General features: G+C 68.4%; 16 protein-coding genes. 10 read left to right on the forward strand and 6 right to left on the reverse strand.

Annotated elements, in window-relative coordinates:
* The first annotated feature begins 86 nt into the window (after nucleotides 1–86).
* The gene (ade, locus tag PVT71_RS06705; protein WP_353473730.1) at nucleotides 87–1,784 is read left to right on the forward strand and encodes an adenine deaminase; all 1,698 of its coding nucleotides are present in this window, start codon (nucleotides 87–89) and stop codon (nucleotides 1,782–1,784) included.
* A gap of 6 nt (nucleotides 1,785–1,790) precedes the next feature.
* On the opposite strand, the gene PVT71_RS06710 is transcribed toward ade, so the two are convergent.
* From PVT71_RS06710 to dapD, 3 genes are all read right to left on the reverse strand, one after another.
* Nucleotides 1,791–2,141 carry a hypothetical protein gene (locus tag PVT71_RS06710; protein WP_353473731.1) on the reverse strand — a complete coding sequence of 117 codons (351 nt, stop codon included), beginning with the start codon at nucleotides 2,139–2,141 and terminating at the stop codon, nucleotides 1,791–1,793.
* Between the two features lie 139 nt (nucleotides 2,142–2,280).
* The gene (locus PVT71_RS06715; protein ID WP_353473732.1) at nucleotides 2,281–2,523 is read right to left on the reverse strand and encodes a GlsB/YeaQ/YmgE family stress response membrane protein; all 243 of its coding nucleotides are present in this window, start codon (nucleotides 2,521–2,523) and stop codon (nucleotides 2,281–2,283) included.
* A gap of 160 nt (nucleotides 2,524–2,683) precedes the next feature.
* Complete coding sequence (gene dapD / locus PVT71_RS06720; RefSeq protein ID WP_353473733.1) at nucleotides 2,684–3,511, reverse strand: 2,3,4,5-tetrahydropyridine-2,6-dicarboxylate N-succinyltransferase; 828 nt, start codon at nucleotides 3,509–3,511, stop codon at nucleotides 2,684–2,686.
* Between the two features lie 109 nt (nucleotides 3,512–3,620).
* On the opposite strand from dapD, the gene PVT71_RS06725 reads away from it, so the two are divergent.
* A complete protein-coding gene (locus PVT71_RS06725) occupies nucleotides 3,621–4,016 on the forward strand; it encodes a VOC family protein (RefSeq protein ID WP_353473734.1) in 396 nt (131 codons plus the stop codon).
* Nucleotides 4,017–4,122: 106 nt separating this feature from the next.
* Here PVT71_RS06725 and PVT71_RS06730 read toward each other — a convergent pair whose 3' ends face one another.
* Entirely contained in the window at nucleotides 4,123–5,040 is a 918-nt protein-coding gene (locus PVT71_RS06730) for a threonine/serine dehydratase (RefSeq protein ID WP_353473735.1), read from the reverse strand.
* Nucleotides 5,041–5,113: 73 nt separating this feature from the next.
* On the opposite strand from PVT71_RS06730, the gene PVT71_RS06735 reads away from it, so the two are divergent.
* Entirely contained in the window at nucleotides 5,114–5,956 is an 843-nt protein-coding gene (locus PVT71_RS06735) for an LOG family protein (protein WP_353473736.1), read from the forward strand.
* A gap of 74 nt (nucleotides 5,957–6,030) precedes the next feature.
* On the opposite strand, the gene PVT71_RS06740 is transcribed toward PVT71_RS06735, so the two are convergent.
* A complete protein-coding gene (locus PVT71_RS06740) occupies nucleotides 6,031–7,845 on the reverse strand; it encodes a nucleoside-diphosphate sugar epimerase/dehydratase (protein WP_353473846.1) in 1,815 nt (604 codons plus the stop codon).
* Between the two features lie 516 nt (nucleotides 7,846–8,361).
* Here PVT71_RS06740 and PVT71_RS06745 point away from each other — a divergent pair.
* From PVT71_RS06745 to PVT71_RS06755, 3 genes are all read left to right on the forward strand, one after another.
* Nucleotides 8,362–9,384, forward strand: a complete 1,023-nt coding sequence (locus PVT71_RS06745) for an aspartate-semialdehyde dehydrogenase (protein ID WP_353473737.1) — start codon at nucleotides 8,362–8,364, stop codon at nucleotides 9,382–9,384.
* A 258-nt stretch (nucleotides 9,385–9,642) separates the two neighbouring features.
* Nucleotides 9,643–9,786, forward strand: a complete 144-nt coding sequence (locus tag PVT71_RS06750) for a hypothetical protein (RefSeq protein WP_353473738.1) — start codon at nucleotides 9,643–9,645, stop codon at nucleotides 9,784–9,786.
* A gap of 347 nt (nucleotides 9,787–10,133) precedes the next feature.
* On the forward strand, nucleotides 10,134–10,523 hold the full coding sequence (locus tag PVT71_RS06755) for a hypothetical protein (protein ID WP_353473739.1): 390 nt from the start codon (nucleotides 10,134–10,136) through the stop codon (nucleotides 10,521–10,523).
* Nucleotides 10,524–10,550: 27 nt separating this feature from the next.
* Here the strand turns inward: PVT71_RS06755 and PVT71_RS06760 are convergent, their stop codons facing one another.
* A complete protein-coding gene (locus PVT71_RS06760) occupies nucleotides 10,551–11,198 on the reverse strand; it encodes a carbonic anhydrase (protein ID WP_353473741.1) in 648 nt (215 codons plus the stop codon).
* A 148-nt stretch (nucleotides 11,199–11,346) separates the two neighbouring features.
* Between PVT71_RS06760 and PVT71_RS06765 the strand changes: the two genes are divergently transcribed.
* From PVT71_RS06765 to speB, 4 genes are all read left to right on the forward strand, one after another.
* Entirely contained in the window at nucleotides 11,347–11,769 is a 423-nt protein-coding gene (locus PVT71_RS06765) for a hypothetical protein (RefSeq protein WP_353473742.1), read from the forward strand.
* Between the two features lie 121 nt (nucleotides 11,770–11,890).
* A complete protein-coding gene (locus tag PVT71_RS06770; protein ID WP_353473743.1) occupies nucleotides 11,891–13,273 on the forward strand; it encodes a leucyl aminopeptidase family protein in 1,383 nt (460 codons plus the stop codon).
* Nucleotides 13,274–13,284: 11 nt separating this feature from the next.
* Nucleotides 13,285–14,118 carry an NlpC/P60 family protein gene (locus tag PVT71_RS06775; protein WP_353473847.1) on the forward strand — a complete coding sequence of 278 codons (834 nt, stop codon included), beginning with the start codon at nucleotides 13,285–13,287 and terminating at the stop codon, nucleotides 14,116–14,118.
* A gap of 1 nt (nucleotide 14,119) precedes the next feature.
* Nucleotides 14,120–15,082: an agmatinase gene (gene speB / locus PVT71_RS06780; RefSeq protein WP_353473744.1), complete on the forward strand. Its 963-nt coding sequence runs from the start codon at nucleotides 14,120–14,122 to the stop codon at nucleotides 15,080–15,082.
* The last annotated feature ends 6 nt before the right edge of the window (nucleotides 15,083–15,088 follow it).

The raw sequence follows: 15,088 nt of genomic DNA on the forward strand, positions 1-15,088 counted from the left end.
CTGGGCGCAAGACCCCTCGCCTTCCGGGCGCGGCCTGTGGCAGGCTCCGGGGCAGAGAACAGCAGGACCGGAAGGCGGAGGCAGGCATGGCACAGCTCGAGACACGGATCGCGCAGGGACGCGGCGACGAGGCGGCGGATCTGGTGCTGAAGGGCGGGCGGATCCTCGACCTGATCACCGGCGAGCTGATCGCGGGTGACGTGGCGATCTGCGGCGACACGATCGTGGGGGTCTTCGAAAGCTACGAGGGGCGGCGCGAGATCGACGTCGGCGGCGCGATCCTCGTCCCGGGCTTCATCGACACACACCTGCACATCGAAAGCTCGCTGGTCACGCCCTTCGAGTTCGACCGCTGCGTGACCCCGCGCGGGGTCACCACCGCGATCTGCGACCCGCACGAGATCGCCAACGTGATCGGCGCGGCGGGCATCCGCTACTTCCAGGAGGCGTCGGCGCATACCCTGATGGACATCCGCGTGCAGCTGTCGTCCTGCGTGCCCTCGACCCACATGGAGACCGCCGGCGCCGAGCTGCTGGCCGAGGACATCGCCGCGCTGATGGGCCATCCCTCGGGCATCGGGCTGGCCGAGTTCATGAACTACCCGGGGGTGATCCACCGCGACCCCGAGGCGATGCGGAAGCTGAAGCTCTTCGAGGGAAGGCACGTCGACGGGCATTGCCCGTTGCTCTCGGGGCGCGATCTCAACGCCTATGTCGCCGCCGGCATCCGCACCGAGCACGAGGCGACCAGCGCCACCGAGGCGCTCGAGAAGCTGCGCAAGGGGATGCGGGTGCTGATCCGCGAGGGGTCGGTCAGCAAGGACCTGCACGCGCTGCAGCCGCTGCTGACCGAGCGGACCTCGCCCTACATGTGCCTCTGCACCGACGACCGGAACCCGCTCGACATCGGCGAGCACGGGCATCTCGACTACATGATCCGCACCCTGATCGCGCTCGGGACGCCGCCGCTGGCCGCGTACCGCGCCGCGTCGCTCTCGGCGGCGGAGGCGTTCGGGCTGAAGGACCGGGGGATGATCGCGCCGGGCAAGCGGGCCGACATCGTCGCCATCGACAGCCTCGAGGGCTGCCATGCGCAGCTGGTGCTGGCGGGTGGCGTGGTGGTGGAGGACGCGGCCTTCGCCGCGCGCCGGACCCTTCCCGAGGTGGGGCGCGACTCGGTGCGTGCGCCGAGGCTCGACGCGCAGAGCTTCCGCGCCACCGCCAACCGCGAGGAGACCGACGTCATCGGCATCCGCGAGGGGCAGATCCTCACCGATCACCTGCACGAGACCGTGGTGATCGAGAACGGCGACAAGGCCCCGGACATCGCGCGCGACCTCATCCGCATCGCGGTGGTCGAGCGACACGGCAAGAACGGCAACATTGCCACGGGCTTCGTGCGGGGCTTCGGGCTGCAGAAGGGCGCGATCGCCTCGACGGTCTGCCACGACCATCATAACATCGCCTGCGTCGGCGCGGATTACGCCGACATGGCGCTGGCGTCGAACCGTCTGGCCGAGATCGAGGGGGGCTTTGTGGTGGCGGCAGAGGGCAGGATCCTCGCCGAGCTGGCGCTGCCGGTGGCGGGGCTGATGAGCCTGCTGTCCTTCGAGGAGGTGCGCGACCGGCTGGTCGAGCTGCGCGCCGCGGCGCGCTCGCTGGGCGTGACGCTGGAGGAGCCCTTCCTGCAACTCGCCTTCCTTGCGCTGCCGGTGATCCCCGCGCTGAAGATCACCGATCGCGGCATGGTGGATGTGATGAAGTTCGAGATCATCCCCGGCTGAGCGGGATCACTCCTCGTCGTCTTCGTCCTCGTCATCGTCGTAGAAGGGCGTGACCTGGGCGACGATGACCGAGTTCTCCTCGAGGGCGCGGGCCATCAGCTCGCGCTCGGCGTCGTCGATATCCATGCCCTGCGCGACGCGCTCTTCCTCGTTGCCGTAGCCGGTCACGTCGAGCGGGTTCATGTCGGCCTGCTTGAGGATCGCGACGGTCTCGCGCACGGCCTCGGCCTCGTCCACGCCCGAGGCGTAGCAGAGCAGCCCGGCGCCGGTCGCGCCCTTGGGCAGGCCGTCGCCCTCCTTGCGGCCGACTTCGACCAGAAGCGTGTAGACCTGCTGTTTAGAGGGTTTCTTGCCCATGTTCTTCGCTCCGCGATGGTTGCCGTCCGCAATGGGCAAGCCGCGCGCCGCTGTCAAGCGAAGGCCGCGATGCCGGCTCATGGGAAAGGCCCCTGCGGCGTGTGCCGCACGGGCCCCGAGTGCGTGCGATGGGCGGAGCTCAGCGAAGCCGGCGGTAGCCCCAGATCAGCAGGCTGGCCCCGATGATGCCGACGATCAGCTGCGGGATCCAGGTGTTGGCTGCATAGATGCCGACCAGCGACAGGATCAGGTTCAGCACCACGGCGCCGATGATCCCGAGGATGATGTTGGTCAGAATGCCGGTATCGGCCTTCATGATCATCGAGGCGATCCAGCCGGCGAGCCCGCCGACGATGATGGAGGCAATGATTCCGAGACCCATGGTGCGTACCCCTGACTTTGGTTTTCCGTCCGGGGTGAACGATCCGGCGGGGCAATCGGTTCCTGCGGGCGCGTGCGGGAGAGGGGGCTCAAAAGCGAAAGGGGCGCACGGGGCGCCCCTCGGGATGTTTGCGTGACCGGGGCACAGTGGCCCCGCGCGATCAGTCGCGCAGCAGCTCGTTGATGCCGGTCTTGGAACGGGTCTTCTCGTCGACGCGCTTGACGATGACGGCGCAGTAGAGGCTGACGCCGTTCTTCGAGGGCATCGAGCCCGCGACGACCACCGAGTAGGGCGGCACTTCGCCGTACATCACTTCGCCGGTCTCGCGGTCGACGATCTTGGTCGACTGGCCGAGGAAGACGCCCATGCCGAGCACCGAGCCCTCGCGGACGATCACGCCCTCGACCACCTCGGAACGCGCGCCGATGAAGCAGTTGTCCTCGATGATGGTCGGGCCGGCCTGCATGGGCTCGAGCACGCCGCCGATGCCGACGCCGCCCGAGAGGTGCACGCCCTTGCCGATCTGTGCGCAGGAGCCGACCGTCGCCCAGGTGTCCACCATGGTGCCGCTGTCGACATAGGCGCCGAGGTTGACGAAGGAGGGCATCAGCACCACGCCCGGCGCGATGTAGGCCGACTTGCGGACGACGGCGTTCGGAACGGCGCGGAAGCCCGCGGCCTTCCACTGGTTGTCGCCCCAGCCCTTGAACTTGCTGTCGACCTTGTCCCACCAGCCGCCGCCCTGCGGGCCGCCGTCGTGCTGTTCCATGTCCTTGATCCGGAAGCCCAGCAGCACGGCCTTCTTGGCCCACTGGTTGACGTGCCAGCTGCCGTCCGCCTGTTTCTCCGCCACGCGCAGCGTGCCGCTGTCGAGGGCGTTCAGCGTGTCCTCGATGGCTTCGCGGGAGTCTCCGGTGGTTGCGGGGGTGATCGTGTCGCGCGCCTCCCAGGCGGCTTCGATGGCGGCTTCGAGCTGGGCGTTGGACATTTGCGTCTCCTGTCGTCCGGGTTTACTGCCCTATAGCGGCAGGGTGCCGCCGCGACAATGCGAACCATGGCCGCGGTTCCCGCAGCCATGCCAAGGACAGGAGAAACCCGTGGCAAAACCCATCCACAGCATGATCCGCGTGCTCGACGAGGCGCGCTCGCTGGCCTTCTACGATGTGGCCTTCGGGCTGACGGTGGCGGACCGGCTGGATTTCCCCGAGTTCACGCTGATCTACCTGCGCGCTCCTGAAAGCGGCTTCGAGCTCGAGCTGACGGTGAACAAGGGCCGGACCGAGCCCTATGACCTCGGCGACGGCTACGGGCATCTCGCGGTGTCGGTCGCGGATCTCGACGCAGAGCACGCGCGGCTCACCGCCGCCGGCCTCGCGCCGCGCAAGTTGGTGGACTTCGCCCCGGCCGGCGAGGTGGTGGCGCGGTTCTTCTTCGTGGCGGACCCGGACGGCTACCAGATCGAGGTGCTCGAGCGCGGCGGGCGCTTCAGGTGATCCGCTGACCTGCGCGGGAGAGTGAGGGGGAGGGGGGCGCTGCCCCCCCGTCCGCGCGATGCGCGGCCTCCCCCCGGCGTATTTTGAAAGAGAAGAAGGGCGCGGGTCAGCCCAGCGGGTCGGGCGCGATGTTGCCGCCGCAGAGCAGCACGGCGACGCGCTCTCCGGGCTCGGGGCGGTAGGCGCCCGAGCGCAGCGCGGCGAGCGCGGTGGCGCCGGCGGGCTCGACCAGCAGCCGGTGCGCCTGCCAGAGCGCGCGCTGCGCCTCGGTGATCGCGGCGTCCGTGACGGTGACCCGCCGCGCGAGGTGCCTCTGCGCCAGATCGAAGCAGAGGCTGCCGATGCGCCGGGCGCCGAGCGCGTTGGCGGCGACGCCCGAGACCTCGACGTCGACCGGCCGGCCGGCTTCGAGCGCGGCATCGAGCGTGCGGGCCTGCTCGGGTTCGACCGCGACGACGCGGCGCGCGCCCTGCAGCCAGCCGAGCGCGCCGCCGATCAGCCCGCCGCCGCCCACCGCGATGAGCACCGTGTCGGCCTCGAGCCCCTGCTGCTCCCATTCGCGCATCAAAGTGCCCTGCCCGGCCAGCGTCGCGGGGGCGTCATAGGCATGGACCTGCATCGCGCCGGTCTCGGCCTCGTAGGCGCGGGCCTGCTCCAGCGCGTTGGCATATTCGCCGGGCACCACGGTGAGCGCGGCCCCGGTGCGCTCGATCAGGGCAATCTTGGCGGGGCCGGCGATCTCGGGGACGAAGATCTGCGCGCGGTGGCCGAGTCGGGTCGCCGCATAGGCCACGGCGGCGCCGTGGTTGCCGCCGGAGGCCGCGACGACGCCGGCGGCGGGCACCGGCAGGCTCAGCAGCGTGTTGAAGGCGCCGCGCGCCTTGAAGCTGCCGGTGTGCTGCAATTGCTCGAGCTTCAGCTCGACCGGGCGGCTCCACAGCACCGCGCTGCGCATCACCGGCGTGCGCTGCACGTGGGCGGCGCTGCGTTCCGCGGCGGTCGCGATCTCGGCTTTCCAATCCATCTTCGTTTTCCCTTGCTGCTCTTGCCGCCCGGCACGCTATATTTGGACTCTGAGCAGAACAAGGACGGCCGACATGAACGACGAACGCCATTCCATCTTCCGCGACGCGGGACGTGACCGCAGGACTGCCGAGCAGATCCCCGACACGCCGCAGACGCGCGCCCCGTCCTACCGCCTCGCCTTTGCCGACGAGGCCTTCCTGTGCCGCGAGGAGCTGCGCCCGGTGCGGCTGCAGCTCGAGCTGCTGAAGCCGCAGCTCGAACTCGACGAGCGCCAGATCGAGAGCACCATCGTGCTCTTCGGCGGGGCACGAATCCCCTCGCCCGCCGAGAAGGCGAGTGCGCGCACGCAGACGCTGGCCGAGCTGTCGCATTTCTACGAGGAGGCGCGGCTCTTCGCGCAGGCGATGACCCGCAAGTCCATCGCCACGGGCAACCGCGAATTCGTCGTCACCACCGGCGGCGGGCCGGGCGTGATGGAGGCAGGCAACCGCGGCGCCGAGGAGGCCGGCGGCGTGTCGATCGGGCTCAACATCGTGCTGCCGCACGAGCAGGCGCCGAACGAGTACGTGACGCCGAACCTGTGCTTCAACTTCCACTATTTCGCCATCCGCAAGATGCACTTCCTGATGCGCGCGCGGGCGATCTGCGTCTTCCCCGGCGGCTTCGGCACGCTTGACGAGATGTTCGAGGCGCTGACGCTGATCCAGACCGGGCGGATGGAGCGCGTGCCGTTCCTGCTCTTCGGGCGGAAGTTCTGGGAGACGATCATCAACTGGGAGGCGCTGAAGGAGGCCGGGACGATCAGCCCCGAGGACCTCGACCTCTTCCGCTTCGTGGAAAGCGCGGAGGAGGCGGCGCACCTGATCGAGGAATGGGATCCGGCCCCGGCGCGCAGCGACATCCCGGGCCGCTGAGGCCCTGCCGAAACGCGGAAAGGGGCGCGGTCAGCCGCGCCCCTTTTCCGTCTCTGCCCGCCGCCGGGGAGGGCTCAGAGCGACTGTTTCTCTTCGGATTTCGACGGCAAGTCCTCGCAGCGCTCGACCCAGCGCGCGATGATCTCGCGGGCGAATTCCTCGTCGTGCTCGCCGATCGCCTGGCGCAGGTCCTTCATCGCGGTGGCGATCTCGAATTCCGACAGGTAGCTCTCCTGCGCGCGCAGAATCTTGTGATGCGGCGTGGTCAGCATGTCGGTCGAGATCAGCAATTCCTCGTGCAGCTTCTCGCCCTTGCGCAGGCCGGTCACCTTGATCTCGATGTCGCCGTCGGGGTGCTTGTCGTCCTTCACCGTGTAGCCCGCGCCCTCGATCATCTGGCGCGCCAGCTTGCGGATCGGCACCGGCTTGCCCATGTCGAGCACGAAGACATCGCCCCCGCGCGAGAAGGAGCCGGCCAGCAGCACCAGCCGCGCCGCTTCCGAGATGGTCATGAAATAGCGGGTGACCCGCGGGTCTGTGAGCGTGACGGGGCCGCCGCGGGCGATCTGCTCCTCGAAGAGCGGGATGACCGAGCCCGACGAGCCGAGCACGTTGCCGAAGCGGACCATCGAGAAGCGCGTGTCGGTGCAGCGCGTGGCGAGGTCCTGCACCAGCAACTCGGCGAGGCGCTTGGAGGCGCCCATGACGTTGGTCGGGCGCACGGCCTTGTCGGAGGAGACGAGGATGAAGCGCTCGACCCCGGCCTCGCGCGCGGCCTCGGCGATGATCTTGGTGCCGAGGACGTTGTTGCGCATGCCGATGATCACATTGCTCTCGACCAGCGGCAGGTGCTTGTAGGCGGCGGCGTGGAGCACGACGTCGATGTTGTACTGCCTGAGCACGCGGGCGACCAGCGACTCGTCCAGCACCGATCCGAGCACCGGGGTGACGTTCAGCCCCTTGGAAAGGTCGCGCAGTTCCTTGTCGATGGTGTAGAGCGCCAGCTCGGAGTGATCGAGCGCGACGATGCATTCGGGCTTGCAGCCCAGCAGCTGGCGGCAGAGCTCGGAGCCGATCGAGCCGCCGGCGCCGGTGATCAGGATGCGGCGGCCGGAATAGGCGTGGCTGACGCCGGGCAGCTCGCTCTCGAGGCGGCCGCGGCCCAGCAGGTCGTCCAGCGATACCGGCGAGACGCGCTTGCGCAGCTCGCCCTCGCCGACCAGCTCGGCAAAGGAGGGCAGGGCATGCACCTCGCAGCCGATGCTGCGCAGGTGATGGGCGATGCGGGCGAGTTCCGGCTGGCGAATCGACGGCATGGCGAGGACGACGCGGTCGATGTTCCGGGTCTCGATCAGATGCTTGACCGTCGAGGGTGCGTGGACGCGCAGCCCGGCGACCACCAGCGTCTGCAGCGTGGGGTTGTCGTCGACGAAGCACACGGGCTCGATCACGTCATCGTGGCGCAGCGCGGCGACGAGCTGCTGCCCGGTCTTGCCCGCGCCGTAGATCAGCACCCGCATCCGCGGCCGGCTGCGGCGGTAGATCGCGATGGTCACGTGGCGCAGGGCGATTCGCCAGGTCACGCTGAGCACCATGAGCAGGATGGTGAAGTTGAAGTAGACCGCCATCATGATCTCGGGGTTGATCACCAGGTCGATCACGAGGGCGGCAATGGCGGTGAGCACCGAGAAGAGCGCGGTGCGCGTGATGCCCCGGGTCTCGAAGGCGTTGAGCTTGATCCGCGGCAATTGCAGGTGCCACGAAATCGCGCCGCCGCTCAGCATCAGCAGGGTGATCATCGGTGTCAGTTCCGCCAGCGGCGGCAGATCCGAGCGGACGGTGGCGTTCAGCGCAAGTGCAAGGCACATGGCCAACACGACCATCGCCATGTCGAGAGCGACGAAGATGACCTGCTTTTGCGGCCGGGAAAGGGAGATGACGGTGCGGTAGAAGCGGACACGCGTCTTGCCACGGCCCAGCCTCAGTCTTGCGGCGGAGAGTCCGGGCGCGCGTTTCGAAATCTGCTGCCTCATGCCTACACGCCGCATAGTCGGTTCTGCCCAAATGGTCTTCAAATACGTTTATGTTCTACGCACTTGCCTAAACATTGGACAAGAGTGGAGATGTCCGGGACACACGGAAGAGCGGATTTCTACCAAGCACCCAAAGACCAATGCCACGAAAATCATCAGACGAGAAGGAAAACCTCTCAAAATCGGGGTTTTGGACAAAGTTTGGCGCAAGGGTGGCCATTTCGCAGCACGAACTGTCCCCTTGGGAGCGCTGCCGGGGGCGCGGCGGGGGAAGACAGCCCTTCCAGATAAACGTGGCATGCGATATGACGCGCGCCAGTCTGCGGCGCGGGATCCTTCCGCGCGCAGCATCCAGGAAGGAGAGCCAGAACCATGGGCTACAAGGTCGTTGTTGCCGGTGCCACGGGGAACGTGGGCCGTGAAATGCTGAACATCCTCGCCGAGCGCGAGTTCCCGGTGGACGAGATCGCCGTGCTTGCATCGCGAAAATCGCTGGGAACAGAGGTGAGCTTCGGCGACAGGACCCTCAAGACCCAGGATCTTGCCACTTTCGACTTCACCGGCTGGGACATTGCGCTCTTTGCCGTGGGCTCGGGCCCGACCAAGGAATTTGCGCCGAAGGCCGCGGCCGCGGGCTGCGTGGTGATCGACAACAGCTCGCTCTACCGCTACGACCCGGACGTTCCGCTGATCGTGCCGGAAGTGAACGCGGACGCGGTGTTCGGCTACAGCAAGAAGAACATCATCGCGAACCCGAACTGCTCGACCGCGCAGATGGTCGTGGCGCTGAAGCCGCTGCATGACCGCGCCAAGATCAAGCGCGTCGTCGTGTCGACCTACCAGTCGGTCTCGGGCGCGGGCAAGGAAGGCATGGACGAGCTCTGGGAGCAGACCAAGTCGATCTACAACCCGGTCTCCGACGTTCCGGCCAAGAAGTTCACCAAGGAAATCGCCTTCAACGTCATTCCGCACATCGACGTCTTCATGGAAGACGGCTCGACCAAGGAAGAGTGGAAGATGGTCGCCGAGACCAAGAAGATCGTCGATCCGTCGATCAAGGTCACCGCGACCTGCGTGCGGGTTCCGGTCTTCGTCGGCCACTCCGAGGCGATCAACATCGAGTTCGAGGACTTCCTCGACGAGGACGAGGCACGTGACATCCTGCGCGAGGCTCCGGGCGTCATGGTGATCGACAAGCGCGAGGACGGCGGCTACGTCACGCCGAAGGAATGCGTCGGCGACTTCGCAACCTTCATCAGCCGCATCCGCCAGGACAGCACCATCGACAACGGCATCAACCTCTGGTGCGTCTCGGACAACCTGCGCAAGGGCGCGGCTCTCAATGCCGTCCAGATTGCAGAGGTGCTGGGGCAGAAGGTGCTCAAGAAGGGCTGACCCTTCGCCAATTTACTAACGAATTCTTAACGCCCGTCCCCGCAAGGGGGCGGGTTTTTATCATGTTTTTAAGCATTTCCCAGAAATTCGGATCGCACCCCATCCATTGGGATAGGTGTGCCTCGCCCACTGGGAACGGCACCTACTCCGCCGTCAGGATGTGCGGGCAATGCACCCGCTGGTAGAAAAGTTGCATCAACAGCGACGGTTTTCCGCCGCGCCCCGCCAGAAGGCGCAACCACCAAGAGGAGTGCCGAAATGACCATTGATCTCGCAGACATCGCCCGGGGCCGCCGCATCGTCGCCGTTGCCGCCCGCGACATGTCCCTGCTGAGCCGGCGGCGGCGCCCGATGACCAAGCTGATGACCCGACTGCTGAGCAATTTCCGTCTGCCCTCCTGAAGGGCGCGCCAGGGATTTTCACGAGTACCGCCTCGGCGACCCGTCGTCGCCACGTAATCAGGCCAGTTATCCCCCGGGGGCGGGGAGTTTCGAGCCCCCAATGACCCTCGTGTCGCGTTGAGTATCGCCGGCTGCGTTGTTTTGAGTGCCGGCATGGATGCGGGGGTCTCCGACTGTATCGGATCGTGTGTGTGACCAGTAATGGGCGAGGCCCGGGATCAGGTGATCGCGGTCCTCGCCTTTCTATTTCACCAAAGCGCAAGCCCGCCTGTCCGGCATTCGTGATCGGGAGATACAAGCGGGCGTGCTATGCTGGCCGTATTTTCAGTATGGACGAGATTTCAGAAATGGATGGTCTTGATCGTGCCGGAGACGTCTCCGGGCCGTTTGTCGGCACCGCTTTCCCCATCTCCACCCCTGCAGATGCAACGCCCACAGGGACGGTGGTCCGCCTGCCGCGCGACCTCGATTCCGAGACGGCGGCGCTGCTGCGCATGGTGGTCCTGCCGCAGATCGAGGCGGCGGAGAGTTGGGGGGACCTCGTCCTGCGTCTGCGCGACAAGGGGTTCGGCCTCGGCTTTCGCGCCGGGCGGATGATTCTCAGCCGTCTCGAAAGCGGGGCGGAGATCTGCACGGGGCGCAGCCTCGGCGCGCCGTTACGGGGTCTTGCGGCCCGGCTCGGGCGCCCGGCGCTGCGGCTCAGCCGCGACGGGCAGAGCGCACAGCTGCAGGGCTGAGCCGAATCGGGGTCTGTCCGGTTCCGGTCAGACCACCACGTAGCCGTCGGCTTTCGGGTCGTAGCATTCCAGCGACCCGCTTCCGATGTCGTGCCAGAGCCCGTGGATCGACAGGTCCTGGGACTCGACCGCCTCGCGCACGAAGGGGAAGGTCATCAGGTTCTCGAGCGAGACCAGCACCGATTCCTTTTCCAGCGCGCGGGCCATGTCCTCGGGCTTGCGCTCGACGACGCGCTCGTAGCCGGGGCGCAGGATGTCCATCCAGCGGCCGACGAAGCTCGACTTCTCCTCGAGCTGGGGCGCGTTGCCCGAGCACATGTCGAGGCAGCCCTGCACGCCGCCGCAGCTGGAATGGCCCATGACGATCACGTGCGCGACCTTCAGCGCGGTGACCGCGTATTCCACCGCCGCCGAGGTGCCGTGCTGCTGCCCGTCCGGCTTGTAGGGCGGCACGAGGTTGGCGATGTTCCGGTGGATGAAGAACTCGCCGGTGTCGGCCCCGAAGATCGAGGTCACGTGCACGCGGCTGTCGCAGCACGAGATGATCATGGCGCGGGGGTGCTGGCCTTCCGAGGCCAGGCGCCGGTACCACGCGGAATTCTCGGCATAGCTGGTCGCCTTCCAGCCCTGGAACCTCTGGACCAGGTAGCTGGGTAGCGGTTTGGCGTTGTGCATCTCGATCCTCCAAGCAACTTGAAGCCTTTGACGGGATACGCGGAATTCGCGCGGAATTCGAGAGAAGAAACGCGGCGATCTAACCTTTTGGGAACCCGGGCGGGTTATGCAGGCAGCGCCGTGGGGGCGCAGAGTTGAGGATGTGGCGGTGAGCAAGTCGTTGTTGCCCGGCCCGATGTCCGCCCGGCCGGTGGCCCAAATCGCCGTGCTCGCGCCTTTCGAGAAGGCGGGGCTCGATCCCGAGGTGCTCGAGGCGATCTTCGTGCGACTCGGCCCGGCCGAGGCCGAGGACGCGCTTTGCCGCGCCATGGAGGAGCTCGCCTACCGGCTTGGCGCGCTGGACCGGGTCCATGCACAGGGCCACTGGGCAGAGACGCGCCGCCACGCCCGCGAACTCGGCGAGATCGCCGCCTGCCTCGGGATGCGCTCGGTGGCGCGGATCTCCACCGATGTGCTCTCCTGCCTTGAGGATGGCGACCGCGTCGCGCTGTCGGCGACCGTCGCCCGGCTCGGGCGGGTGGGCGAGCGGTCGCTCTACGCGATCTGGGACATGGAGGACCAGGGGCTCTGAGCCCTGCCTCTCTCGCCCCGCGCTCACACCCCTGTCATCGCGCGCGGGCCGCGCCGCCCGCCCCCCTTGCGGGTGCCGCTGGCTCCGATAGGCTCGCGGCAAACCGACCAAGGGGACCTTCATGAACCTGACTTTCGCACCCGCCGATACCGGCGCCCTGCCGCTGCACGTGATCGAGGCCGAGGCGCTGGAAAGCTGGCTGGCAGACCAGCCCGAGCGCGTGCGCACCTGGGTGAACGCCAGCGGCTTCGCGGGCGAGATCGGCAACGTGGTGATGATTCCCGGCGAGACCGGCGCGCCCGAGGCGGCGCTGATCGGCTACGGCAGCGCCGCCCCCCCCCGCCGCACCCGCTTTGCCCTGGCTGCGGGCGTCGCGCGGCTTGCCCGCGGCACCTACCGCATCGCCTCGGGCCTGCCCGCCGCCGCCGCCGAGGAAGAGGCGCTCGGCTGGCTGCTCGCCGGCTACCGCTTCACCCGCTACGCCGGCGAGGCCCCCGAGATGCCGCGCCTCGTCGCGCCCGAGCGCGTCGACGCGGCCAGGGTCGAGATCCTCGCCGCCGCCGAGGTGCTGACCCGCGACCTCGTGAACACCCCCGCCTCGGACATGGGCCCCGAGCAGCTCGAGGCCGCCGCGCGCAGCCTCGCTGCCGAGTTCGGCGCCGCGATCGAGGTGACCACCGGCGAGGCGCTGCTCGAGAAGAATTTCCCGATGATCCACGCCGTCGGCCGCGCCAGCCCGCGCGCGCCGCGGCTGATCGACATGCGCTGGGGCGGCAGCGGCCCGCGGCTGACGCTGGTCGGCAAGGGCGTCTGCTTCGACACCGGCGGGCTCAACCTCAAGCCCGCAAGCTCGATGGGCCTGATGAAGAAGGACATGGGCGGCGCCGCCAACGTGCTGGGCCTTGCCCGGATGATCATGGCGCTGGGACTGAAGCTGCAGCTGCGCGTGCTGATCCCGGCGGTCGAGAACTCGGTCTCGGGCGACGCCTTCCGCCCGCAGGACATTCTCACCTCGCGCAAGGGGCTTACGGTCGAGATCAACAACACCGATGCCGAGGGCCGGCTGGTGCTGGCCGACGCGCTGGCGCTGGCGGACGAGGAGAGGCCGGACTTCATCCTGTCGATGGCGACGCTGACCGGCGCGGCGCGTGTCGCGGTCGGCCCGGATCTCGCCCCGTTCTACACCGATGACGAGGCCTTTGCCGAGGCGCTGACCCGCGCCAGCGGCCCGGCCGCAGACCCGGTCTGGCGCATGCCCTTCTGGGAACCCTACGAGGAGAAGATCGAGCCCGGCATCGCCGATCTCGACAACGCGCCGGGCGGCGGCATGGCCGGCTCGATCACCGCCGCGCTCTTCCTGCGCCGCTTCGTGACCGAGACGCCCTACGCGCATTTCGACATCTACGCCTGGAACCCCTCGGCCGCGCCCGGGCGGACCAAGGGCGGGCTGGGGCAGGGGCCGCGCGCCATCCTCGGCGCGCTGCCGCAGGTGCTGGGCCTGTGAGGGACGCGATGCTGATGGACCGCCGCCTCACCCCCGCCAATGGCCGCGTCGCCGCCGCCCACCTGCAGGGCCAGGTCGAGGCGCAGAATTTCACCGAAGGCAGCGCGGCCGCGGTGCGCGTGGCCGTGGCCGACCTGCTGAAAGCCCCCGGCGGCGCGCGTGACCGTCAGCTCGGCTACGGCGCCGCGGTCACCGTCTTCGAGCGGCACGAGGGCTGGGCCTTCGTGCAGGCGCAGGCGGACGGCTTCGTCGGCTACGTGGCCGAGGAGGCGCTCGGGCAGGCCACGGCGCCGACCCACCGCGTCGCCACCCGCGCCACCCACGCCTATGCCGAGGCCAACCTCAAGACGCCGGACCGGGTCTTCCTGACGCTCGGCGCCCGGCTCTGCGTGACCGGCGCGCAGGGCAGCTTCCTCGAGACCGAGGCGGGGTTCGTCCCCGCCGGGCACCTGCTGCCGCTCGACCGGCCCGATGTCGATCCCGTCGCGGTCTCCGAGCGGCTGCTCGGCACGCCCTACCTCTGGGGCGGCAACTCGGCGATGGGCATCGACTGCTCGGGGCTGGTGCAGGCCGGGCTCCATGCCTGCGGCATCGCCTGCCCCGGTGACAGCGACCTGCAGGCGCGCGCGCTCGGCGAGACCCTGGCCTCCGGCACGCAGCCGAAGCGCGGCGATCTCTTCTTCTGGAAGGGGCACGTCGCCTGGGTCGCGGACGAGCACACGCTGTTGCACGCCAACGCCTTCCACATGGCTGTCGCCTACGAGCCCATCGCCGGCGCGCTCGCGCGCATCGAGGGGCAGGGCGAGGGCCCCGTCACCCGCCACGCCCGCCTGACCGGAGTCTGACATGACCAGCGATCCCTTCTTCCATCCCGTCTCGGGCATGGACCTGCCGCGCTATGCGGGCATCCCCACCTTCATGCGCCTGCCGCTGGTGCAGCCCGACCACGCGCGGTTCTCCGAGGTCGAGATCGGTCTCGTCGGCGTGCCCTGGGACAGCGGCACCACCAACCGCCCCGGTCCGCGCCACGGCCCGCGCCAGCTGCGCGACGCCTCGACGATGATCCGGGCGGAACATGGCCATTTCGGCATCCGGCCCTTCGAGGCGGTCGCCTGCGCCGATCTTGGCGACGTCGGTCCGAACCCTGCCGACATCCAGGACAGCATGGCGCGCATCACCGCCTTCTATGACCGTATCGTCGCGGCGGGCATCCGGCCGCTCACCGGCGGCGGCGACCACCTCTGCTCGCTGCCGGTGCTGCGCGCGCTCGGCAAGGCGAAGCCCCTCGGCATGGTGCATTTCGACAGCCACACCGACCTCTGGGACAGCTACTTCGGCGGCTTCAAGTACACCCATGGCACGCCCTTCCGCCGGGCGGTCGAAGAGGGGCTGCTCGATCCCAAGCGCATCGTGCAGATCGGCATCCGCGGCCCGATGTACGACCACGAGGACCGCGACTTCGCCAAGGCGGAGGGCATCCGCATCATCCCGATCGAGGAGTTCCACGCCCGCGGCGTGACCGACGTGATGGCCGAGGCACGCGAGATCGTCGGCACCGAGCCCACCTATGTCAGCTACGACATCGACTTCGTCGATCCGACCTTTGCCCCCGGCACCGGCACGCCCGAGATCGGCGGGCCGAACTCCTACCAGGCGCTGCAGGTGGTGCGCGAGCTGATGGGGCTGAACATCGCCGGGGCCGACCTCGTCGAGGTCTCGCCGCCCTTCGACAGCTCGGGCGGCACCGCCTTCCTTGGCGTCACGATCATGTTCGAGCTGCTCTGCGCCATGGTCGGCCAGAGCGCCTGACGTTCA

The sequence above is a fragment of the Salipiger sp. H15 genome (genome assembly GCF_040409955.1).
Classification (GTDB): Bacteria; Pseudomonadota; Alphaproteobacteria; order Rhodobacterales; family Rhodobacteraceae; genus Salipiger.